Genomic DNA, 22,883 nt, shown 5'->3' on the forward strand with positions numbered 1-22,883 from the left:
GTGAAGGCTCAGGAAGCGGTTTGCCAGTGTAAAGACCATTGACCTGAAAGCACATTTTGGAGCCACAACAGACCCGTCAAGGTTTTGCCATCGGTGATCAAACCTTGCTGACAAGCTGACATCAGTTCGTCGGGCGTGGCCGTGAAGACATCGAGAAACTCGTCTTGATCGAGTTGGCGCTCACCCAAAGTCAAATCTTTGGCAAACCAGATTTCAATGACCTCGGTAGAGTAAGCAATGACTGGATGCAACACACCCGCACGCGCCCACTGCGCTGCGGAGTAACCTGTTTCCTCGAGCAATTCGCGTTGTGCGCACACAAAAGGATCTTCACCGGCGTCGAGTTTTCCCGCAGGAAACTCGACCATCACCTGCCCCACTGGGTAGCGGAACTGACGCTCCATGACCAAGCGCAAACCTTCAGAGGTCTCAAGCATGGGAATGACCATCACGGCGCCGGGATGAACCACGTACTCGCGGGTGGCCAAACGCTGGTTTGGCAGGCGAACCGAATCACGCACCACATGCAGAAAATGACCGCGCAACAACTCTTGTTGCTGCACCGTGTGTTCGATCAAATGATCGTCTGACATGCCATGCTTTGAAGAAGAATGGACATTCAATGCTTGCGGTGCATCAAATATCGAAAGACAAAACCCGGAAAAGCCAATGTCACAAACATGGTGCCTGTGATGGCATAAAACTCCCAACCCTGAGGTGCGATTTGTCCGCTGTGATTTTCCAGCGCCAAGCCAAAGGCACCCACCACAAAGTACAAAAGCACCAGCTCAGCCAGGCGCCAAATCAAAGGTTTGGTGGCCCGCGCAGGCCCGAGCAACAAAAGTCGCTGGTTGGCAAATGGCAAATTGGCAGCCAGGAAAGCCAAAAGCACCAACAAAGCAATTTGCAAACTGAGCGACATGAGAGATGAAATCCTGTTTTCAAGCAGCCAGCATGCGAACCACCGCATCGGCACACAAAGCCATCAAAGCGCCCGGCACAATGCCCAGCACCAACACGAGCAAACCATTCAAGGACAGTACCACACGCACATCCAGATCGGCCGACACCGTGGCAGCGGTCAGCGGTTCATCGAAGTACATCACTTTGACAACACGCAAATAGTAAAAGGCGCCAATCAAGGACATCATGACAGCAAAGATGGCCAAGCCCATGTAAAAACCTTGCCCAGATGCGATCAATGATTGCAACACCGCCAATTTGGCATAAAAGCCAACCATGGGTGGAATGCCTGCCAAAGAGAAAAGGCAAATGGCCATGACACCTGCATACAAGGGATTGCGCTGGTTCAAACCGGCCAAATCTGTGATTTCTTCGCTCTCAAAGCCTTGGCGAGCCAACAGCATGATGATGCCAAAACTGGCCAGCGTGGTCAGCACATAGCCGATCATGTAGAACATGGCCGAGCTGTAAGCGTTGGCTGCCAAGGTGGTTTGACCATTGATCACACCGGCCACAAAACCCAGCAACACAAAACCCATTTGCGCAATGGTGGAATAAGCCAGCATGCGTTTGAGGTTGGTCTGAGCGATGGCAGCCAGGTTACCAATCAGCAAGGAAGCAATGGCCAGCAAAGACAGCATTTGCTGCCAATCAAAAGCCAAGGGCAAAAGGCCTTCCACGAGCAAGCGGATCATGATGGCAAAGGCGGCCAACTTGGGCGCTCCGCCGATCATCAAAGTCGCTGCTGTGGGCGCACCTTGGTAAACGTCAGGAATCCACATGTGAAATGGCACTGCACCGATCTTGAATGCCAAACCAGACACAATAAAGACCAATCCAAACACCAAGACTTGGTGATTGACCTGTCCCGAAGCGATGGCCTTGAGCACCGCAGACAGTTCGAGACTGCCGGTGGCACCGTACAACATGGACATGCCGTAGAGCAAAAAGCCAGAGGCCATGGCACCCAGAACGAAATACTTCATGGCCGCTTCGGTGGCTTGTGTGTGGTCTCGGCGAAGGGCGACCAAGGCGTAGCTTGACAGCGTCAACAGCTCCAGACCCAGATAAATCACGATGAAATTCTGGCCAGAGATCATGAAACTCATGCCCAGCAATGCAAACAGACTCAGGCTGAACAATTCACCACCACGCAGCATGTCGCGATCGGCCGCATAGGGGCGCGAATAAACCAAAGTGACCATGACTGCGATCGTGGCAAAGCAGCGCAGCCAATGACCCATCGAATCACTGACCACCAAGCGGCCAAAGCCGTACAAGGTTTGGCCTGCATCGGCATACATGGCGTGCAGCAAGGCCACCCCACCCAATGACAACAAGGTCAAACCGTAAGTGGCGGTGCGCTTGGGGCTTTTCACAAAAAGGTCGACCAGCGCTATCACGCAGGCCATGACCAGCAACACGATCTCCGGATAAACCGTCATCCAGCTGGAGTTGTCCATCATCTGTGTTCTCTCAATTCTTCAAATCAGGCGTAAACATTCAATGTCCAAGGTGCCCACAAACTCAAGGCAATTTGGACAAAGCCACATGCTTGAGCAAGTCGGCCACCGAGGTGTCCATCACGTCGGTAAAGGGTTTGGGGTAGACACCCATGTAAAGGACAGCAGCAGCCAACAAGGCCATCACCAGGAATTCACGCCCGTTGATGTCTGTGAGTTCCTTGACATCGTCATTGGCCACAGGACCCAGGTAAACACGCTTGTACATCCACAGGGTGTAGGCCGCGCCAAAGATCAGCGCAGAAGCCGCCAGCAAACCAATCCAGAAGTTGAATTTGACGGCCCCCAAAATGACCATCCACTCGCCCACAAAACCGGCTGTACCTGGCAAGCCGCAGTTGGCCATGGCAAAGAACAGGGCAAAAGCAGCGAACTTGGGCATGGTGTTGACCACCCCGCCGTAGCTGGCGATTTCACGCGAATGCACACGGTCGTACAGCACACCAATCGACAAGAACATGGCCGCCGACACAAAACCGTGGGCAATCATTTGCACGATGCCGCCGGACACGCCCAGTGGATTGAAGATGAAAAAGCCCAGGGTCACAAAACCCATGTGCGCCACAGACGAATAAGCCACGAGCTTTTTCATGTCTTGCTGAACCATGGCCACCAGGCCCACATAGACCACCGCCACCAGCGACAAGACAATGATCAGCATGCCCCACTCTCGAGCGGCATCGGGGGCGATGGGCATCGAAAAACGCAGGAAACCATAGGCACCCAACTTGAGCATGATGGCCGCCAGCACAGCGGAACCACCTGTTGGCGCTTCAACGTGCACGTCGGGCAGCCAAGTGTGCACTGGCCACATGGGCACCTTGACGGCAAAAGCCGAGAAGAAGGCAAAGAACAGCAAAGTCTGCACCGAACCTGACAAAGGCAGTTTGTGCCAGGTCAGGATGTCAAAGCTGCCACCCGAAGCCACGTACAAATAAATCAAGGCAATCAGCATCAGCAAGGAGCCGAGCAAGGTGTACAAAAAGAATTTGAAAGCCGCGTAGATTTTGTTCGGGCCGCCCCAGATGCCGATGATCAGGTACATCGGGATCAGCGTGGCTTCAAAAAAGACATAGAACAAAATGCCGTCCAATGCACTGAACACGCCAATCATGAGACCCGAGAGGATCAGAAAAGCGGCCATGTACTGGTTGACCTTGCGGGTGATGACTTCCCAGCCTGCAATCACCACGATCACGTTGATGAAAGCGGTCAAGAGCACCAGCCACAGCGAAATGCCGTCCACGCCCAGGTGGTAATGCACATTGAAACGCTCGATCCACGAGGCTTTTTCAACAAACTGCATGGCCGATGAGCCGAGCTGAAAGCCCGAATACAGCGGCAATGTGACCAAGAAACTGGCGATCGATCCGACCAGTGCCAACCAGCGCACGGCGCGGGCTTGGCTGTCACGACCGAAGGCCAGCAAGACGATGCCAAAAGCAATTGGCATCCAGATGGCAAGGCTTAACAATCCCATTTTTATCTTGTCCTCAAAACCGTTAAGCGAGCCAGACGAAATACGTCATCAGCACGAACACACCCAAAATCATGACCAGGGCGTAGTGGTACAGGAAACCGGACTGGAACCAGCGCACCACACCAGACACCCAACCCACGACTTTCCAGGAACCATTGACGAAGAAGCCGTCAATGATGGCGCGATCGCCGACTTTCCACAGACCCAGGCCCAAGCCGCGAGCCCCCTTGGCCAGGATGTTTTCGTTGATCCAGTCCATGAAGTACTTGTTTTCCAGAACCACGATCACAGGACGCAGAGCACGGGCAAAGAAAACGGGGACCTTGGGGTTGACCAGGTACATGTACCAAGCCGTGACCACACCGGCCAAAGCCAGCCAGAACGGTGCCGTGCTCAGACCATGCAGCGCCATGGCCACAGGACCGTGGAACAGCTCACCGAGTTGCTTCATGGCGGGGTGTTTGACCGCGTCAATGAAAATCACGTCTTTGAAGAAGTCGCCATACAGCATGGGCTGGATGGTCATGAAACCGATCACCACCGAAGGAATGGCCAGCAAGACCAGCGGCACTGTGACCACCCATGGCGATTCGTGGGGTTTATCATGGCCATGGTCATCGTGTCCGTGGTGGTCATCGTGGTCATGGTGCGCATCCGGATTCTGGTCGTAACGCTCTTTTCCATGGAAGACCAGGAAATACATGCGGAAAGAATAGAAGGCAGTGACGAACACACCGGCCAGCACCGCGAAGTTGGCAAAGCCAGCCGCAGGCAAGGTGCTCAAGTGCACAGCTTCGATGATGCTGTCCTTGGAGTAAAAACCCGAGAACAGGGGCGTGCCAATCAAGGCCAGCGAACCCAGCAGCGACGTGATCCAGGTGATGGGCATGTACTTGCGAACGCCACCCATCCAGCGGATGTCCTGGTTGTGGTGCATGCCCATGATGACCGAGCCAGCACCCAAGAACAACAGCGCCTTGAAGAATGCGTGCGTCATCAGGTGGAACACCGCCACCGAGTAAGCCGATGCGCCCAATGCCACTGTCATGTAGCCGAGCTGTGACAAGGTGGAATAAGCCACCACACGCTTGATGTCGTTTTGGATGATGCCCAAAAAGCCCATGAACAAGGCCGTGATCGAGCCGATCACCATGATGAAGTTGAGGGCCGCATCGGACAACTCAAACAGCGGCGACATGCGGGCCACCATGAAGATACCCGCTGTGACCATGGTCGCGGCGTGGATCAGGGCAGAGATGGGCGTGGGGCCTTCCATGGAGTCAGGCAACCACACATGCAGCGGGAACTGGGCCGACTTGCCCATGGCACCAATGAACAAGCAAATGCAGATCACGGTGATCAGCATGGCGTCCATGCCAAAGATGTACCAAGGGAAATCAATCGTCGCCAACTCGTTGGCCTTGGCAAACAACTCGGTGTAATTGAGTGTGCCGGTGTAAGCGGCGATCAGACCAATACCGAGGATGAAACCGAAGTCACCCACACGGTTGACCAAAAAGGCCTTCATGTTGGCAAAGATGGCGGTCGGCTTGTTGTACCAGAAACCGATCAGCAAGTACGACACCAAACCCACTGCTTCCCAGCCGAAGAACAACTGCAGCAAGTTGTTGCTCATCACCAACATCAACATGGAGAAGGTGAACAGCGAGATGTAGGCGAAGAAGCGGTTGTAGCCTTCGTCTTCTTCCATGTAGCCAATGGTGTAGATGTGCACCATCAGCGACACGAAGGTCACCACACACATCATCATGGCGGTGATGCCATCGATCAAAAAGCCGACTTCCATCTTCAAGCCACCCACCACCATCCAGGTGTAGAGGGTTTCGTTGAAACGGGCGCCATCGATGACGCTCTTGAGCGTCATGGCAGAGAGGATAAAAGCCACCAGCACACCCAGAATGGTCAGGGTATGAGACAGGCGTCGGCCTATCCAGTTGCCACCGAATTGGGTGCCCAGCACACCGGCCAATGCCGAGCCCACCAAGGGCGCGAGGGGAACTGCCAGCAGCGTGCTGGCGTTGAGGGTTTGACTCATATTCTTGTTAACCCTTGAGCGAATTGAGTTCGTCCACGTTGATGTTGTGCTGATTACGGAACAACAACACGAGGATCGCCAAGCCAATGGCCGACTCGGCGGCGGCCACCGTCAGGATGAAAAACACAAACACTTGGCCGTGCATATCACCCAGGTAATGAGAGAACGCCACAAAGTTCATGTTCACGGCCAGCAGCATCAGCTCGATGGCCATGAGCAAAACGATCAGGTTCTTTCTGTTCAGAAAGATGCCGATCACCGCCAATGCAAACAGCATGGCGCCAAGCGACAGGTAATGTCCCAGGGTCAGTGTCATCATTTTTTCACCTCATTAGAGGCTGCATCTGTTTCAGCAACACGGTCAGGTGCCGCTTGTGTCGGAGCCATCTTGACCACCTGCATGCGGTCAGCCGCACGCACACGGACCTGGATGGACGGGTCAATCGCCTTGCTGTCCTTGCGCTCACGCAGCGTCAGTGCAATGGCCGCAATCATGGCCACCAACAAAATGGCCGCCGCAATCTGGATCGGCATCAGGTATTCGGTGTAAAGCAAAATGCCCAAGGCTTTGGCGTTGTCGACCTGCACCGCACCGGCGGCCATGGCAGGCGCTTCGGACATGCGAAAACCAGACAACAACACGGCGGCCATTTCCAAGGCCACGATGGCCCCCAAGGTAGCCGCCAGAGGGAAGTTTTTCCAGAAGCCCTTGCGCACGGTATCGATGCCAATGTCCAGCATCATGACCACGAACAAGAAAAGCACCATCACCGCGCCGAGATACACCAGCACCAACAAGATGGCCAGGAATTCGGCGTTGAGCAAGAACCACACGGCCGACGCTTGCGAGAAAGCGAGCATGAGGTACAGCACCGCGTGCACAGGGTTGCGTGCGGTGACCACCCGGAAGGCTGCAAACAGCAGCACCACCGAGAAGAGGTAGAAGAAACCGGTCTTGACGTCCATAGGTCTGTCTTTTTAAGTGTTCAGGACTGGGCGGCGTTCAACGGTAAGGAGCGTCAGCGGCCTTGGCGGCAGCGATCTCTTTTTCGTAACGGTCGCCCACGGCCAGCAACATGTCCTTGGTGAAGTACAAGTCACCGCGTTTTTCGCCGTGGTATTCAAAAATGTGCGTCTCGACGATCGAGTCCACCGGGCAGCTTTCTTCACAAAAACCACAGAAGATGCACTTGGTCAAGTCGATGTCATAACGCGTGGTGCGGCGCGAGCCGTCTTCGCGTTGACCTGCCTCGATGGTGATGGCCATCGCAGGGCACACGGCTTCGCACAGTTTGCAGGCGATGCAGCGCTCTTCGCCGTTGTCATAACGGCGCAGGGCGTGCAGGCCGCGAAAACGCGGCGACAGCGGGGTTTTTTCTTCCGGGAACTGCACTGTCACCTTGCGGGCGAAAGCGTAGCGACCGGTCAGGGCCATGCCCTTGAACAACTCCACGAGCATGAAGCTCTTGAGGAAGTCCTTGATCGAGAAAGAGGAAGCAGTCATTGTGGTCATGGTGTGCGCCGCTTATTTCCAGATGTTCCATGGTGAGTGGAGCCATACGCCCACCACCAGCAGCCACACCAGGGTGACCGGGATGAAAATCTTCCAGCCCAGACGCATGATCTGGTCGTAGCGGAAGCGCGGGAAGGTGGCGCGAATCCAGATGAACATGGACACAACCAGGAAAGTCTTGAGACCCAACCAGATCCAGCCTGGAATGGCGTTGAACAAGGCGCTGTCGATGGGCGACAACCAGCCGCCCAAGAACATGATCACGGCCAAAATGGACACCAACCACATGCTGGCGTATTCGGCCAGGAAGAAGATGGCAAAACCCATGCCCGAATATTCAACCATGTGACCGGCCACGATTTCAGCTTCGCCTTCGACCACGTCAAAGGGATGACGGTTGGTTTCGGCCACACCCGAGATCAGGTAAACCAAGAAAATGGGCAGCAGCGGCAGCCAGTTCCAGGACAGGAAGCCCAAACCCATGTGCGCCATTTGACCCTGGCCTTGCGCCAACACAATGGCGGTCAGGTTCATGCTGCCCGAGACCATCAAGACCACCAAGAAGCAAAAGCCCATGGCGATTTCATAGCTGACCATCTGGGCCGATGCACGCAGCGCACCCAAAAAGGCGTACTTTGAGTTGGAGGCCCAACCCGCGATGATCACGCCATACACCTCGATGGATGTGATCGCCATCACCAGCATCAAACCGGCGTTGATGTTGGTGAGTGCCACTTCGGGTCCAAAAGGAATCACGACCCAAGCGGCCAAAGCCGGCATGATGGCCATGATCGGACCCAAGCGGAACAATCCTAAGCTCGCAGCACTCGGATTGATCAGTTCTTTGGTCAACAACTTGAGGGCATCGGCAATGGGTTGCAGCAAACCAAAAGGACCCACGCGGTTGGGACCGTGGCGCACTTGCATGAAGCCCAAAAGCTTGCGCTCCCAGAGCGTGAGGTAAGCAACAGCGCCCATCAAAGGCGCAAGAATGGCCACAATCTTCAGCAAAATCCACAGCACCGGCCAAACCAAAGTGGCCCACCAGCTGGCAGCGATCAAATTCAGACCGCCGTTGTACAGCGCGTCAATCATGGGGTGACCTCCAAGCGTGCGTCTGCGGTCAGCTGCAAAGACGGCGCACGGCGCACGATGCCGTCGAGCTGGTAAATGGAAGCGATCGCTGGCGCGGGTGTGGTGGTCCCGCTCAGGTTGATCGCGGACCGTGTGGCGTTCGATGCCGCCAGCGGCTGGGCCGTGGCGCGGGCCAGTACATCTTGCGAGGTCTCAAAAGACACGCCCGGGATGTCCAGCAGATTGGCCAGTACGCGCAGCACTTTCCAGGCGGGGCGTGTTTCGGCCAAAGGCTTAACCACGGCGTGAAAGCTTTGCAAGCGGCCTTCGGCATTGACAAAGCTGCCCGAGGTTTCAGTGAACGGGGCAATGGGCAAGAGCACGTCGCTGAAAGCCATGTTGGCCTTGAAGGGACTGAGCGTGACAACCATCTCGGCCTGGCCCAGGGCCTTGGCCGCTGCTGCACCTGCTGCGCTGTCGAACTCGGGCTCGGTGTTGAGCAAGAGCGCTGCTTTGAGGCCACCGGCCAGCATTTGGCCGGCGTGCTTGCCACCGGTTTGCGGCTGGGCACCCACCCACTGCGCACCCACGGTGTTGGCCGCTTCGGTCAGGTAACCCACGCTGGCACCGGTTTGTGCGCCAATCCAGTTGGCCAAAGCCAACAGCGTCGAGGCATTGCCATGGTGCGCAGCAGCGTTGCCCAACAACAGGGCTTTGCGCTCGCCACCCAACAGGGACTTGGCCATGGCTTGGGCCGAGGCGGAAGCCGTACCCGTACAAGGCGCTTCCACGCCTTTTTCAGCAGCAATGGCCACGGCCAGATCGGCCAGGGTTTGGGCCCAAGCAAAAGCTTCGGTCACGGCCGCGTTGGCCACGGGCATGGCCCAAGCGTCGGCGTGGCTGAATGACGCAGGGTCTGTGATCACGTTCAGCTGAGCGCCATGGCGCACCGCGTGGCGCACGCGCAGGGCAAACAGCGGGTGGTCCTTGCGCAGGTTAGAACCCACGACCAAAACGCGCTGCAATGAGCTCAGCGAAGCAATCGATGTGCCCAAAGTGCGCACGCCTTCGGTTGCGGCAAACTCGCCGTTGCGCAGGCGGTGGTCAATGTTGTCCGAACCCAAACCGCGCACCAAAGCACCTGCCAAATACAACTCTTCGACGGTGCTGTGTGGGCTGACCAATGCGCCAATGCTGTTGGCACCATGGTCACGCTGGATGTTGCGCAGGCCATTGGCCACGTATTCGAGGGCGGTTTGCCAGTCAACTTCTTTCCATTCGCCGCCCTGCTTGAGCATGGGGCGTGTCAAGCGGTCGGAGCCGTTGAGGGCTTCGTACGAGAAGCGCTCACGGTCTGCAATCCAGCACTCGTTGACGTCTTCGTTCTCCAAGGGCACGACGCGCATGACCTGGTTGTTCTTGACTTGCACGATCAGGTTGGCACCGGATGAATCGTGCGCTGCAATCGACTTGCGGCGCGACAGCTCCCAAGTGCGGGCGTGGTAGCGGAAAGGCTTGCTGGTCAAGGCGCCCACGGGGCAGATGTCGATCATGTTGCCCGATAACTCGGAGTCGATCGTCTGGCCCAAGAAGGTTTCGATTTCGGCGTGCTCACCGCGGTGGGACATGCCCAACTCCATGGCACCGGCCACTTCTTGACCGAAGCGCACGCAGCGTGTGCAGTGGATGCATCGGCTCATCTCTTCCATCGAAATCAGCGGTCCGACTTCCTTGTGGAAGACCACACGCTTTTCTTCTTCGTAGCGAGATTTTGTTCCGCCGTATCCCACAGCCAAATCTTGCAACTGGCATTCGCCCCCTTGATCACAAATGGGGCAATCCAGCGGGTGGTTGATCAGCAGGAATTCCATGACCGACTTTTGGGCTGCGATGGCTTTTTCGCTCTTGGTGCGCACGATCATGCCTTGTGTCACAGGTGTGGCACAGGCTGGCATCGGTTTGGGGGCCTTTTCGACCTCCACCAAGCACATGCGGCAGTTGGCCGCGATGGAAAGTTTCTTGTGGTAACAGAAATGAGGAATGTAGGTGCCTGCTTTTTCAGCGGCATGCATCACCATGCTGCCCGCGGCAACTTCCACTTTCTGACCGTCGAGTTCTATTTCAACCATGGGTCTTCACCGATGTTGCATCGGCACCGACCATGGAGGTCTTGTGCTCGATGAGGTGTACAAATTCGTGACGGAAATGCTTGAGCATGCCGCGCACCGGCATGGCCGCAGCGTCGCCCAAGGCGCAAATCGTTCGGCCCATGATGTTGCCGGCCACGCTGTCGAGCATGTCGATGTCGCTGGCACGGCCCTGGCCGTGTTCAATGCGGTCGACCATGCGCCAGAGCCAGCCTGTGCCTTCACGGCAAGGCGTGCATTGGCCGCATGACTCGTGAGAATAAAAGTAAGACAAACGCGCCAAGGCCTTGACCATGCAACGCGTCTCGTCCATGACGATCACTGCGCCTGAACCCAACATCGAACCGCCTTCTTTGGCGATGCTGTCGTAGTCCATGGTCAGCTTCATCATCAAATCGGCCGGAATCACGGGCGATGAAGAACCGCCGGGAATCACGGCTTTGAGCTTGCGACCACCACGCACACCACCGGCGAGCTCAAGCAGCTTGGCAAACGGTGTGCCCATGGGCACTTCGTAGTTGCCGGGGCGCTCGACGTCACCGCTGACCGAAAAGATCTTGGTGCCGCCGTTGTTGGGCTTGCCGCACTCCAGATAGGCCTGGCCACCGTTGCGGATGATCCAAGGCACCGCCGCGAAGGTCTCGGTGTTGTTGATGGTGGTGGGCTTGCCGTACAAACCAAAGCTGGCCGGAAACGGTGGCTTGAACCGGGGCTGGCCTTTTTTGCCTTCGAGCGATTCGAGCAAGGCGGTTTCTTCGCCGCAGATGTAAGCGCCAAAACCATGCGAGGCGTGCAGCTGGAAGCTGAACGAGCTGCCCAGGATGTTGTCACCCAAATAACCAGCAGCGCGGGCTTCTTCGAGGGCCGCTTCAAAGCGCTCGTAGGTGTGAAAAATTTCGCCGTGGATATAGTTGTAACCCACGCTGATGCCCATGGCATAAGCCGCGATGATCATGCCTTCGATCACCGTGTGCGGGTTGTACTCCATGATGTCACGGTCTTTGCAAGTACCCGGCTCGCCTTCGTCCGAATTGCACACCAAATACTTTTGACCGGGGAACTGGCGGGGCATGAAGCTCCACTTCAAGCCCGTGGGGAAACCCGCACCGCCGCGACCGCGCAGGCCGGACTCTTTGACGGTGGCAATCACTTGGTCTTGCGTGAGGCCTTCGCTGCCATCTTTGCCCAAAATCTTGCGCAAAGCCGCATAGCCACCGCGTGCTTCGTAATCTTTGATGCCCCAGTTTTGACCATTCAAATCCGCATAAATTTGCGGGTTGATGTGGCGGTCATGGAAGCAGGTTTCAACGCCAGTCGCCTGGAATTGATTGAGAATTTGTTCGACGTTCATCAGGCGGCCTCGGCTTTCTTCAGGCTGTCAACGAGTTGGTCGAGCTTTTCGTGGCTCATGAAACTGCACATGTGGCGGTCATTCACCAACAGCACCGGTGCATCGGCGCAAGCGCCCTGGCACTCGCTGGGCTGTAAAGTGAACAGGCCGTCGGCGGTGGTTTCTCCGGCGTGCACACCCAATTTGTGCTCCAGATGCGCCAGCGCCTGAGCACCGCCACGCAACTGGCAAGGCAGGTTGGTGCAGACGTTCAGCTTGAACTTGCCCACCGGCTTTTGGTTGTACATGTTGTAGAAGGTGGTGACTTCGTGCACGGCCATCACCGGCATGCCCAACACCTCGGCCACAACTTGCTCACTCTCGGGGCTGACCCAGCCCAGTTCTTGCTGGACGATCGACAGGCAAGCCATAACAGCCGACTGCTTTTGGTCTGCAGGGAACTTGGCGACTTCACGCGCAAAGCGTGCTTTGGTTGACTCAGAGATCATCGGTCAATCTCTCCAAAAACAATGTCCATGGTCCCGATGATCGCGACCGCATCGGCCAGCATGTGGCCACGGGCCATTTCATCGAGTGTGGCCAAATGGGCAAAGCCCGGGGCGCGAATTTTGAGGCGATAAGGCTTGTTCGCCCCATCGCTCACCATGTAAATGCCGAACTCGCCTTTCGGATGTTCGACAGCAGCGTAGGCCTCGCCTTCGGGCACATGAAAACCTTCGGTGAAGAGCTTGAAGTGGTGGATCAAGTCTTCCATGTTGGACTTCATGCCTTCGCGCGAGGGCGGTGCCACCTTGTGGTTGTCGGTGATGACCGGACCGGGGTTGGCACGCAACCACTTCACGCATTGCTGGATGATTCGGTTGGATTCGCGCATCTCTTGAACACGCACCAAATAGCGGTCGTAGCTGTCGCCGGTCTTGCCCACAGGCACGTCGAATTCGACTTGGTCGTAGGCGTCGTAAGGCTGCTTTTTGCGCAAGTCCCACGCGAAGCCGGAGCCACGCAACATGGGGCCGGTCATGCCGAGATTCAGAGCACGCTCAGGGGCCACCACGCCAATGCCCACGGTGCGCTGCTTCCAGATGCGGTTGTCGGTCAACAGGGTTTCGTACTCGTCCACGCACTTGGGAAAGCGCTGAGTGAAGTCGTCGATGAAATCCAGCAAAGAGCCGTTGCGGTTGCTGTTGAGCTGCTCGATGGCCTTGGCGTTTTTGATCTTGCTGACCTTGTACTGCGGCATGCTGTCCGGCAGGTCACGGTACACACCACCGGGTCGGAAGTAAGCCGCATGCATGCGTGCGCCCGACACGGCTTCATACATGTCAAACAAATCTTCACGTTCACGGAAGGTGTAGATCAGGATGGTGGAGCTGCCGCAGTCGTTGCCGTGCGAGCCGAGCCACATGAGGTGGTTCAGGATGCGGGTGATTTCGGAGAACATCACACGGATGTACTGCGCACGCATCGGCACTTCCAAACCCAGCATCTTCTCGATGGCCAGGCAGTAAGCGTGCTCGTTGCACATCATGGACACGTAATCCAGACGGTCCATGTAGGGCAGCGACTGGATGTAGGTTTTGCTCTCCGCGAGTTTTTCTGTGGCACGGTGCAGCAAACCGATATGTGGGTCAGCGCGTTGCACCACCTCACCGTCCAGCTCAAGCACCAAACGCAGCACGCCGTGCGCTGCCGGGTGCTGTGGACCGAAGTTCAGCGTGTAATTCTTGATTTCGGCCATATCAGTTCAGGCCTCCATAGTTGTCTTCGCGGATGATGCGCGGTGTGATTTCGCGAGGCTCAATGCTCACCGGCTCATAAATCACTCGCTTGCGTTCGGCGTCATAGCGCATTTCAACGTGCCCCGACAAAGGGAAGTCCTTGCGGAAGGGGTGACCGATGAATCCATAGTCGGTCAGGATGCGGCGCAGGTCGTTGTGACCTTCAAACACGATGCCGTACAGGTCAAAGGCTTCGCGCTCGTACCAGTTGGCCGAGTTCCAGATCTCGTTGACCGAGTCCACCAGTGGCAGATCATCTTCAGGGCACAGCACTTTGACACGCACGCGCTGGTTCAGGCTCACCGACAACAAGTGCACGGTGACTCCAAAACGCGGGCCGTCTGTGCCTACTTCACGGTAGGCCGAGTAATCGAGGCCGGCCAAATCAACGAGTTGCTCAAATTGGCAACCGGGCGCATCACGCAGGGTTTGCATCACACCCAAGTAATGCTGTGCGTTCACATGCACAGTCACTTCACCCAAAGCGATGGAAATATTTTGAACCCGATCACCCAGGGCGGCAGCCAGAGTGTCTTGCAGATCTTCGGGTCGAATGGCGAAATCGGTCATCGTCATTCCCTTCAAGCACGCGCAATGGTTTGTGTGCGGCGAATTTTTTGCTGCAACTGGATGATGCCGTAAATCAAGGCCTCAGCCGTGGGTGGGCAGCCCGGCACATACACATCCACTGGCACGATGCGGTCACAACCCCGCACCACCGAATAGCTGTAGTGGTAATAGCCACCGCCGTTGGCACACGAGCCCATGGAGATCACCCAACGCGGCTCTGACATTTGGTCATAAACCTTGCGCAAGGCGGGTGCCATTTTGTTGCACAGGGTGCCGGCCACAATCATCAAGTCAGCCTGACGAGGACTGGCACGAAAAACTTCAGCACCAAAACGTGCCAAGTCATAACGTGCTGTGGCCGAATGCATCATTTCAACCGCGCAGCAAGCCAGACCAAAAGTCATGGGCCAAAGCGAGCCGGTTTTAGCCCAATTCACCACAGAGTCGTAACTCGTGGTGATGAAGCCTTCCTTCATCACACCTTCAATCATTTGGATTCCTCAAACAGGCAGTTTGCTGTTGTGTGCAAGAACGCTTATTCCCAATCCAGGGCGCCTTTTTTCCACTCATAGACGAAGCCCACCACCAAAATGGCCAAGAAGATCACCACAGCCACAAACCCAGCCATGCCGACTTCCTTGAGGGCGATGGCCCAAGGGAATAAAAAAGCAATTTCCAGATCGAACAAAATGAACAAAATGGCCACCAAGTAGTAGCGCACATCGAACTTCATTCGAGCATCTTCAAAGGCTTCAAAGCCACATTCGTAGGGAGAATTTTTTTCCGCATCAGGTTTGTTGGGGCCAAGAATGTAGCCTAAAACCTGGGGAATGATGCCGACCGCGATGCCGACCAAAATGAACAAAAGAATGGGGAGATATTGAGAGAGGTTCATTTTGGGACTTGCGGTATCACCGAAGGAACAGCCCCAATTTTTCAATTTGGGCTGCTCTGTTTATCTGGTGCCGTCGGCGAGACTCGAACTCGCACAGCTTTCGCCACTACCCCCTCAAGATAGCGTGTCTACCAATTTCACCACGACGGCTGGATACATTTGCCCAGTTTGCAAGAGGTACATCATACAACGTATTTAGCTCTCCGGGCATTCCCGTATTTTACTCTGAAAACCCGTCCATTTCCTTCGAAAAACACGTAAATTTGTGCAGAGCAGCAATGCTTAAATGAAGCTTACTTGGCTGGTGCTGGCGGCACGCTGTTGTCGGTCTTTGCAGCAGGTTCGTTGCCTGGAATTTGCGCTGCAGGACTCACATTGGCAGGTGCAGCTGGGGCCGTGACCGCAACACCTTCAAGCACACTGCCCGAAGAAGCTGGACGGACGTTGCTGAAATATGCCAACAACAAAGTACACACAAAAAACACAGCAGCCAAAACCGCCGTGGTGCGGGACAAGAAATTGGCACCTCCAGTTGCACCGAACAAACTGCCCGAACCACCACTGCCAAAAGCTGCACCCATGTCAGCACCTTTGCCATGTTGAATCAGGATCAAACCAATCATGGCCAAAGCCGACAACATCTGAACCACCAAAATCAAAGTCAACATCACGCTCATCAGAGTTCTCCGAAAAATTTACAAACAAGGATTGAAAGCTCAGCGCGAAGCGACTTTCAACATGGATAAAAAGTCGGCGGCCTTGAGGGAGGCACCGCCAATCAAACCGCCGTCGACATCGGGCTGAGCCAACAAGTCTGCTGCGTTAGCAGCATTCATGCTGCCGCCGTACAAAATCGAAATGCGCGTGGCTTGGGCACTGGCCGCTTGCAATTGAGAACGCAAAACAGCATGTACCTGCTGGGCTTGCTCGGGCGTGGCTGTCAGGCCCGTGCCAATGGCCCAAACGGGTTCATAGGCCACCACAATTTCACTGATGCAATGGCCGTTGGTTTGGATCACCGCTGCCAATTGCCGCTTGACCACCGCCTCGGTTTGACCGGCTTCTCGTTCGGCCAAGCTCTCGCCCACACACACAATCGGGGTGATGCCTACCGCCAAGGCACGTTGTGTCTTGGCCGCCACTGTGGCATCAGATTCTGCGTGGTACTGACGGCGTTCAGAATGACCGACGATCACATAACGCACTGAAAAATCACGCAGCATGTCAGCAGACGCCTCACCCGTGTAAGCACCCGAGGCATGGGCGGACACATCTTGTGCACCCAAGTCCACAGACGAGTCCGTCAACAGATGTTGCATCTGCGCCAAATACGGTGCGGGCACGCAAAGTGCCGAACGGCATGACACCGCTCCGATGCCCTCCAAGAGCTGCGCCACCAAAGATGCATTGGCAGCCAAGCTGCCATTCATCTTCCAGTTGCCCACCATCAATTTACTGGATGGGCTCATCACCAAGTCACCACCAATTTACCGACATGTTGATTGCTCTCCATCAAGGCATGCGCCTGAGCTGCACCCGTGGTCAAGTCACCCACCGCATCCATCGCCCCAAAGACCGTGTGAATCACCGGCTTGATGCTGCCCGACTCGATCCAGGGCCAAACGGTTTGACGCAAAGACTGCGCAATCGCCGCCTTGAAAGCCACAGGGCGCGGACGCAGCGTAGAGCCCGTGATGGTCAAGCGCCGACGCAACACCAAGCCCGCATTGAACTCGCTCTTGATGCCGCCTTGCACCGCGATGATGACCAAGCGACCGTCTTCGGCCAAGGCCTCGACTTCACGCGCCACATAGTCACCCGCAACCATGTCCAACACCACATTCACACCCACACCGCCAGTGATGCGTTTGACCTCAGCCACAAAGTCGGTGGTTTTGTAATTGATGGCGTGGTCCGCACCCAAAGCCAAGCAAGCCTGGCATTTGGCATCAGATCCCGCCGTGACGATCACCGTGGCTCCTGCCGCTTTGGCCATTTGAATGGCGGTCACGCCAATGCCGCTGGTGCCGCCTTGGATCAACAAAGTCTCACCCGCTTGCAAGCGGCCACGGTCAAACACATTGCTCCACACCGTGAAAAACGTCTCAGGCAGAGAAGCGGCTTCGGTATCGGTCAGTCCTGTGGGGACAGGCAAACACTGCGCGACAGGCGCAACGCACAGTTGCGCATAACCACCGCCGGCCACCAAAGCGCACACACGATCCCCCACCGCCAGGCCCGCCTCAACCATGGCTGCGGCGTCACCCGACACCACCACACCGGCCACTTCGAGCCCTGGAATGTCCGAGGCACCCGGTGGCACGGGATAGTGACCGGTACGTTGCAACACATCGGGGCGGTTGATGCCGCTGGCCGAGACACGAATGAGCAACTCCCCTGCCCCGGCCACAGGGTCGGGACGGGAGCCGGGCACCAGCACGGAGGGAGCGCCGTAGCTTTGAATTTCAATGACGTTCATGGTTTGTGCGTTCAGCGTTCTGGGTTTGGCGTTGAGCATTCAGCGTTTTGTGTGATGGGCAGGTTGAGCAGTGCGGCTAAAAAGCTTCTCGCTCAACCCCCAACCCTCCACACAAAACCCCGCATCAGCCTTGTGAAGGACGGTCCAACAAAGCCTTCATCGACAGCTTGATGCGGCCCTTTTCGTCGGTTTCCATGACCTTGACTTTGACGATCTGGCCTTCGCTCAGGTAGTCGGTCACTTTTTCGACGCGCTCGTGGGCGATCTGGCTGATGTGCAGCAGACCGTCTTTGCCAGGCAACAAGTTGATCAGGGCACCGAAGTCCAGGATCTTGGTCACAGGGCCTTCGTAGACCTTGCCGATTTCGACTTCGGCGGTGATCTGCTCGATGCGCTTCTTGGCGATGTCAGCTTTCTCGCCGTCGGTGGCCGCGATGGTGATCGTGCCGTCTTCACCGATATTGATCTGGCAACCGGTCTCTTCGGTCAGGGCGCGGATGGTCGCGCCGCCCTTGCCGATCACATCACGGATTTTCTCGGGGTTGATCTTCATGGTGAAGAGCTTGGGTGCGAAATCCGACACTTCGGTATTGGCCGTACTCATCGCCTCTTGCATCTTGCCCAGAATGTGCATGCGGGCTTCTTTGGCCTGGGCCAAAGCGACTTGCATGATTTCTTTGGTGATGCCCTGGATCTTGATGTCCATCTGCAGCGCGGTGATACCGTTGGTGGTACCGGCCACTTTGAAGTCCATGTCGCCCAGGTGATCTTCGTCACCCAAGATGTCGGTCAACACCGCAAAGCGGTTGTCTTCCTTGATCAGGCCCATGGCGATACCGGCCACGTGGGCTTTCATCGGCACACCCGCGTCCATCATCGACAGGCAGCCGCCGCAGACCGAAGCCATGGACGAAGAACCGTTCGATTCGGTGATTTCGGACACCACACGCACGGTGTAGGGGAATTCTTCTTTGCTTGGCAACACAGCGGCCAAAGCACGCTTGGCCAAACGGCCGTGGCCGATTTCGCGGCGCTTGGTCGAACCCATGCGGCCCACTTCGCCAGTGGCAAAGGGAGGCATGTTGTAGTGGAACATGAAGCGGTCTTCGAACTCACCCGCCAGCGCGTCGATGCGCTGCGCATCGCGCTCGGTGCCCAAAGTGGTGATCACCAAAGCCTGGGTTTCGCCACGTGTGAACAAGGCCGAGCCGTGTGTGCGGGGCAGCACGCTGTTGCGGATTTCGATGGGGCGCACAGTGCGTGTGTCGCGGCCGTCGATGCGGGGCTCACCGGCCAAAATCTGGCTGCGCACGATGCGCGCTTCGATTTCGAACATCAGGCCGTCGAGCTTGACGCTGTCAAACGCCACGCCCTCATCGGCCAAAGCCACTTTGACCGAAGCGTAAGCTTCACGGCAAGCGTGGGTGCGGGCTTGCTTGTTACGGATCTGGTAAGCCGCACGCAGTTTTTCTTCGGCCAAAGAGGCCAGCTTGGCTTCAAAAGCGGTGTCGCGGGCAGGCGCTTGCCAGTCCCACACAGGCTTGCCAGCGTCGCGCACCAACTCGTGGATGGCGTTGATGGCAATGGCCGACTGCTCGTGACCGTACACCACGCCACCCAACATGATTTCTTCGGACAGTTGCTGGGCTTCGGATTCGACCATCAGCACAGCGGCTTCGGTACCGGCGACCACCAGGTCCATGACGCTGCCTTTGCGCTGGGTCTGGCCAGGGTTCAGGACGTATTCACCGTTGATGTAACCCACGCGGGCAGCACCGATGGGGCCGTTGAACGGGATGCCCGAGATGGACAGGGCGGCAGACACGGCGATCATCGCGGCGATGTCGGCGTCGACTTCAGGGTTCAAAGACACGGTATGGATGACCACATGCACGTCGTTGTAGAAACCTTCAGGGAACAGAGGACGGATCGGACGGTCGATCAGGCGGCTGGTCAGGGTCTCGTGCTCGCTGGGCTTGGCTTCACGCTTGAAGAAGCTGCCAGGAATCTTGCCTGCAGCGTAAGTCTTCTCGATGTAATCCACCGTGAGGGGGAAAAAGTCTTGACCGGCTTTGGCGATCTTGGAACCCACGACGGTGGCCAGCACCACAGTGCCTTCCATGTCGAGCAGCACAGCGCCGCCGGCTTGGCGAGCGACTTCGCCGGTTTCCATCTTGACCGTGTGCTGGCCCCACTGGAAGGTTTTGGTAACTTTGTTAAAAATAGACATGTTCAGAACTCCTGAAAACAAAAGCGCATGAGGCTGCACTGTGGGCCCGGAAGTTGACGCTCTGAACTCGATGCCATTCCACAAAACCTTGCAAAACTTTGCTGTAAAGCTTTGTGGAATGACACAGCGCGAGATCGCCCTGACAAATTCCGACTGAAAAAAGAATAAAGCGCCTGAGCTAGTGACCTAACTCAGGCGCTTTTCATCTGGAGAGACGATTACTTACGCAGGCCAAGCTTGGCGATCAGCGCAACGTAACGGTCAGCATCACGCGACTTGAGGTAGTCCAACAGTTTGCGGCGACGGCTCACCATGCGCAGCAGACCGCGGCGACCGTGATGGTCTTTGGCGTGTGTTTTGAAGTGGGGAGTCAGCTCGTTGATGCGAGCAGTCAGCAAAGCGACTTGGACTTCTGGGGAGCCAGTGTCGTTGGCAGCACGTGCGTTGGCCTTGACGACCTCAGCCTTGATTGAAGATGCAATCATGGGTTTTCCTTGTTTTTCGCCTCGACTCAAGAATGAACGTCGGCGGGTGAATGACTTGCGCCACCTGCCGGAAAAGCGGATGGCGTGCGCTTTGCAAATCGCAAAACAGGCGGATTATAGCCCGAAAAGCTGCCCTATAACCCATATGAATGGGGCTCGATGATGTCTGCATGAGCCCTTTTGTGGGAGCGGTGCCCTCGCCGCGATGGTGTCTCGCAGACCACCTCCCATCGCGCCTAAGACGGGGCTAAATTCTGATCCCATGGCTTATTGCCAAATCAATGGGGGCTCAGATCCCCATCAATTCTTGGCCAACCACCCCTTGAGCCGCTCCACGCCCTCCCCCAGCCGCCCCAAATCCTTCGACGCAAAGCACCAGCGCAGCCAGCCTGCGGCCTCGGGCGCAAAGGCTTCGCCGGGGGCCAGCCCCAGACCGGCTTCGGACACCAAACGCTTGGCGGTGGCGACCGAGTCGGGGTGGCCTTCGAGTTTGAAAAACGCGTACATGCCTCCCCTGGCCGGGGCCAGTTGCACGCCCGGCAAAGCCTGCAACAAGGGCACCAAGGTGTCGCGGCAAGCCTTGAGATGCGCGACCACACGGGGCGTGATGTCGGCGGTGTTTTGCAAGGCCACAATGCCGGCTTTTTGGGTGAAGACCGAGGCGCATGAGGTGTTGAATTCGATCAGCTTGCCCATGTGTTGCGTCATGGCTGCGGGCATGACCAGCCAGCCCAAGCGCCAGCCGGTCATCAAAAAGCTCTTGGAAAAGCTGTGCACCACCACCAAGCTGTCGTCGGGCTCGGCCACGTCCAGAAATGAGGGCGCGCAGCCGTTGGCGGTGTCGGTTTCGTAATACAGGCGCTCGTACACCTCGTCGGCCAGCACCCAAGTGCCGGTGGTGCGGCAGTGCGCCAGGATTTCGGCCTGCTCGGTGCTGCTGAGTGTCCAGCCCGTGGGGTTGTTGGGCGAGTTGACGATGAGCATTCGGGTGGCGGGTGTGATGGCGGCTTTGAGGGCGGCCATGTCGAGCTGCCACTGGCCATTGACTGGACGCAATGACACGCACTTCAGATTGGCCCCCATGACCAGCGCCTGCGCCGTCAGGTTGGGCCACACGGGGGTGACGGCAACGACCTCGTCACCAGCGTCAATCAAGGCTTGGGCGGCCAGCATGAGCGCGTTCACGCCGCCTGAGGTGATGGCGATGCGGTCCACACCCACCGGGCCATGCAAGGCCGACATGTAGTCGGACACGGCCTGGCGCAGCTCAGGCAAGCCCAGGTTGTGTGAATAAAAGGTCTCGCCGCGCTGCATCGAATCGATGGCGGCTTGGCGCACGATGTCGGGCGTGACCTCGTCGGACTCGCCAAACCAGAAGGCCAGCACGTCGGGGCGGCCCATGCCCGCGTTGGCGACTTCGCGGATGCGGGACTCTTCCAGGTCCATGACGGCCTGGCGCATGAAAGGGGGGGTCTTGGAGTTCATGCGCTTATCGTAAGGGCTGCCACGCCGGGGCCTTGTCACCCTTTGCACAGCGGCCTGTCCTGCCTATGATGAAGGGCATCAAAAACATCAGGGAGACAGGCATGACACAACCCCATTTTGCCCACACGCTGGCCCGCATGGTGCTGGCCCTGGCTTTAACCGGCGCTGCCCCCGTGTGCAGCGCGGTGGATACCTTCACCGCCACCACCGGCGCTGAAAAACCTGCCAAAGGCAAAAAGGCCAAGGCGGGCAAAGCCCCCAAAATGCCCAACGACAAATCGGGATCAGAAAACCGGGCCGAGCGCGACAAACGGCTGCTGCGTGAATGCAAAGGCCGCCCCAACGCTGGGGCGTGCGAAGGCTACGCCAACTAAACCCACCACAGCCGCAAGCCGCTGGCCCGCACGCTGGGCCGGGCCATGGCAGCGTTGAGCAGACCGGCCTGGCCTTCAACCAGGGTGAACTGCTCGCGGGCACGGGTGATGCCGGTGTAGACCAACTCGCGCGTCAGCAAATCGGCTGCGCCCGCAGGCAAAACCATCGCGGTGTGTGCGAATTCCGAACCCTGGCTTTTGTGCACCGTCATGACAAAGGCCGTTTCGGCATGGGCCAGGCGCGACACGCTGACCGAGCGCAGTTGCTCACCGTCCAGAAACCAGACCTTGAGCACGCCTTGTGCGTTGGGCAAAACCACCCCCACATCGCCGTTGAACACGCCCAGCTGGGCATCGTTGCGCGTGACCATGACTGGGCGGCCGGCAAGCCAGTCGCCGTGGGGTTTGGGCAACCAAGCATCGACCAGCGCCTTTAGCAGGGAGAAGTTGAGCGACAGGGTGCAACAAGCGCCCTGGCGC

The 22,883-nt window shown here is 57.1% G+C and carries 24 protein-coding genes and 1 tRNA gene; 1 reads left to right on the forward strand and 24 read right to left on the reverse strand.

Going from position 1 to position 22,883, the window contains the following annotated elements; all coding sequences use genetic code 11:
- Positions 1-8 precede the first annotated feature (8 nt).
- The 23 genes from AMM41_RS14845 to AMM41_RS14955 all read right to left on the reverse strand — a co-directional run bounded on the left by AMM41_RS14845 (position 9) and on the right by AMM41_RS14955 (position 22,029).
- Positions 9-593 carry an NUDIX domain-containing protein gene (locus tag AMM41_RS14845; RefSeq protein ID WP_089960462.1) on the reverse strand — a complete coding sequence of 195 codons (585 nt, stop codon included), beginning with the start codon at positions 591-593 and terminating at the stop codon, positions 9-11.
- 26 nt (positions 594-619) lie between these two features.
- Positions 620-922 carry a DUF2818 family protein gene (locus AMM41_RS14850; protein WP_089960465.1) on the reverse strand — a complete coding sequence of 101 codons (303 nt, stop codon included), beginning with the start codon at positions 920-922 and terminating at the stop codon, positions 620-622.
- A gap of 19 nt (positions 923-941) precedes the next feature.
- Positions 942-2,429 carry an NADH-quinone oxidoreductase subunit NuoN gene (nuoN, locus tag AMM41_RS14855; RefSeq protein ID WP_089960467.1) on the reverse strand — a complete coding sequence of 496 codons (1,488 nt, stop codon included), beginning with the start codon at positions 2,427-2,429 and terminating at the stop codon, positions 942-944.
- 61 nt (positions 2,430-2,490) lie between these two features.
- Positions 2,491-3,966: an NADH-quinone oxidoreductase subunit M gene (locus tag AMM41_RS14860; RefSeq protein WP_089960470.1), complete on the reverse strand. Its 1,476-nt coding sequence runs from the start codon at positions 3,964-3,966 to the stop codon at positions 2,491-2,493.
- A 22-nt stretch (positions 3,967-3,988) separates the two neighbouring features.
- A complete protein-coding gene (nuoL, locus tag AMM41_RS14865) occupies positions 3,989-6,022 on the reverse strand; it encodes an NADH-quinone oxidoreductase subunit L (RefSeq protein WP_089960474.1) in 2,034 nt (677 codons plus the stop codon).
- A 7-nt stretch (positions 6,023-6,029) separates the two neighbouring features.
- Entirely contained in the window at positions 6,030-6,338 is a 309-nt protein-coding gene (nuoK, locus tag AMM41_RS14870; protein ID WP_053176930.1) for an NADH-quinone oxidoreductase subunit NuoK, read from the reverse strand.
- Positions 6,338-6,988: an NADH-quinone oxidoreductase subunit J gene (locus tag AMM41_RS14875; RefSeq protein ID WP_089960475.1), complete on the reverse strand. Its 651-nt coding sequence runs from the start codon at positions 6,986-6,988 to the stop codon at positions 6,338-6,340. The genes nuoK and AMM41_RS14875 overlap by 1 nt, the downstream gene beginning before the upstream one ends.
- Positions 6,989-7,025: 37 nt before the next feature.
- Positions 7,026-7,535 (reverse strand): NADH-quinone oxidoreductase subunit NuoI, encoded by a 510-nt coding sequence (gene nuoI, locus AMM41_RS14880; protein WP_062407863.1) that lies wholly within the window; start codon positions 7,533-7,535, stop codon positions 7,026-7,028.
- Positions 7,536-7,547: 12 nt separating this feature from the next.
- A complete protein-coding gene (gene nuoH / locus AMM41_RS14885; protein WP_089960479.1) occupies positions 7,548-8,630 on the reverse strand; it encodes an NADH-quinone oxidoreductase subunit NuoH in 1,083 nt (360 codons plus the stop codon).
- The gene (gene nuoG / locus AMM41_RS14890; RefSeq protein ID WP_089960482.1) at positions 8,627-10,738 is read right to left on the reverse strand and encodes an NADH-quinone oxidoreductase subunit NuoG; all 2,112 of its coding nucleotides are present in this window, start codon (positions 10,736-10,738) and stop codon (positions 8,627-8,629) included. The genes nuoH and nuoG overlap by 4 nt, the downstream gene beginning before the upstream one ends.
- On the reverse strand, positions 10,731-12,107 hold the full coding sequence (gene nuoF / locus AMM41_RS14895; protein ID WP_089960485.1) for an NADH-quinone oxidoreductase subunit NuoF: 1,377 nt from the start codon (positions 12,105-12,107) through the stop codon (positions 10,731-10,733). The genes nuoG and nuoF overlap by 8 nt, the downstream gene beginning before the upstream one ends.
- Positions 12,107-12,595, reverse strand: coding sequence for an NADH-quinone oxidoreductase subunit NuoE (nuoE, locus tag AMM41_RS14900; RefSeq protein WP_089960490.1), 489 nt, complete (start codon positions 12,593-12,595; stop codon positions 12,107-12,109). Before nuoE ends, nuoF begins: the two co-directional genes overlap by 1 nt.
- Positions 12,592-13,845 carry an NADH-quinone oxidoreductase subunit D gene (locus AMM41_RS14905; protein ID WP_089960493.1) on the reverse strand — a complete coding sequence of 418 codons (1,254 nt, stop codon included), beginning with the start codon at positions 13,843-13,845 and terminating at the stop codon, positions 12,592-12,594. The genes nuoE and AMM41_RS14905 overlap by 4 nt, the downstream gene beginning before the upstream one ends.
- Before the next feature lies 1 nt (position 13,846).
- Positions 13,847-14,455 (reverse strand): NADH-quinone oxidoreductase subunit C, encoded by a 609-nt coding sequence (locus tag AMM41_RS14910; protein ID WP_089960496.1) that lies wholly within the window; start codon positions 14,453-14,455, stop codon positions 13,847-13,849.
- A gap of 11 nt (positions 14,456-14,466) precedes the next feature.
- Positions 14,467-14,946: a NuoB/complex I 20 kDa subunit family protein gene (locus tag AMM41_RS14915; protein ID WP_089960498.1), complete on the reverse strand. Its 480-nt coding sequence runs from the start codon at positions 14,944-14,946 to the stop codon at positions 14,467-14,469.
- 44 nt (positions 14,947-14,990) lie between these two features.
- Positions 14,991-15,350 carry an NADH-quinone oxidoreductase subunit A gene (locus tag AMM41_RS14920; RefSeq protein ID WP_089960501.1) on the reverse strand — a complete coding sequence of 120 codons (360 nt, stop codon included), beginning with the start codon at positions 15,348-15,350 and terminating at the stop codon, positions 14,991-14,993.
- Positions 15,351-15,415: 65 nt separating this feature from the next.
- Positions 15,416-15,500, reverse strand: a tRNA-Leu gene (locus AMM41_RS14925).
- A 143-nt stretch (positions 15,501-15,643) separates the two neighbouring features.
- Positions 15,644-16,027, reverse strand: a complete 384-nt coding sequence (secG, locus tag AMM41_RS14930) for a preprotein translocase subunit SecG (RefSeq protein ID WP_089960505.1) — start codon at positions 16,025-16,027, stop codon at positions 15,644-15,646.
- Between the two features lie 39 nt (positions 16,028-16,066).
- Entirely contained in the window at positions 16,067-16,819 is a 753-nt protein-coding gene (gene tpiA, locus AMM41_RS14935; protein WP_089960510.1) for a triose-phosphate isomerase, read from the reverse strand.
- Positions 16,819-17,829, reverse strand: coding sequence for an NAD(P)H-quinone oxidoreductase (locus tag AMM41_RS14940; protein ID WP_089960561.1), 1,011 nt, complete (start codon positions 17,827-17,829; stop codon positions 16,819-16,821). Before AMM41_RS14940 ends, tpiA begins: the two co-directional genes overlap by 1 nt.
- A gap of 124 nt (positions 17,830-17,953) precedes the next feature.
- On the reverse strand, positions 17,954-20,059 hold the full coding sequence (gene pnp, locus AMM41_RS14945; RefSeq protein ID WP_089960512.1) for a polyribonucleotide nucleotidyltransferase: 2,106 nt from the start codon (positions 20,057-20,059) through the stop codon (positions 17,954-17,956).
- A gap of 218 nt (positions 20,060-20,277) precedes the next feature.
- Positions 20,278-20,544 (reverse strand): 30S ribosomal protein S15, encoded by a 267-nt coding sequence (gene rpsO / locus AMM41_RS14950; RefSeq protein WP_019428565.1) that lies wholly within the window; start codon positions 20,542-20,544, stop codon positions 20,278-20,280.
- Between the two features lie 300 nt (positions 20,545-20,844).
- The gene (locus AMM41_RS14955; protein WP_089960517.1) at positions 20,845-22,029 is read right to left on the reverse strand and encodes a pyridoxal phosphate-dependent aminotransferase; all 1,185 of its coding nucleotides are present in this window, start codon (positions 22,027-22,029) and stop codon (positions 20,845-20,847) included.
- 101 nt (positions 22,030-22,130) lie between these two features.
- On the opposite strand from AMM41_RS14955, the gene AMM41_RS14960 reads away from it, so the two are divergent.
- Positions 22,131-22,403 (forward strand): hypothetical protein, encoded by a 273-nt coding sequence (locus AMM41_RS14960; RefSeq protein ID WP_146186334.1) that lies wholly within the window; start codon positions 22,131-22,133, stop codon positions 22,401-22,403.
- On the opposite strand, the gene AMM41_RS14965 is transcribed toward AMM41_RS14960, so the two are convergent.
- The coding region (locus AMM41_RS14965; protein WP_194944810.1) for an ATP-binding domain-containing protein at positions 22,400-22,883 on the reverse strand (484 nt) is incomplete at its 5' end. The two genes, AMM41_RS14960 and AMM41_RS14965, sit on opposite strands and share 4 nt — an antisense overlap.

The organism is Limnohabitans sp. 2KL-3 (assembly GCF_001269405.1).
In the GTDB taxonomy this organism is placed as follows: domain Bacteria; phylum Pseudomonadota; class Gammaproteobacteria; order Burkholderiales; family Burkholderiaceae_C; genus Limnohabitans_A.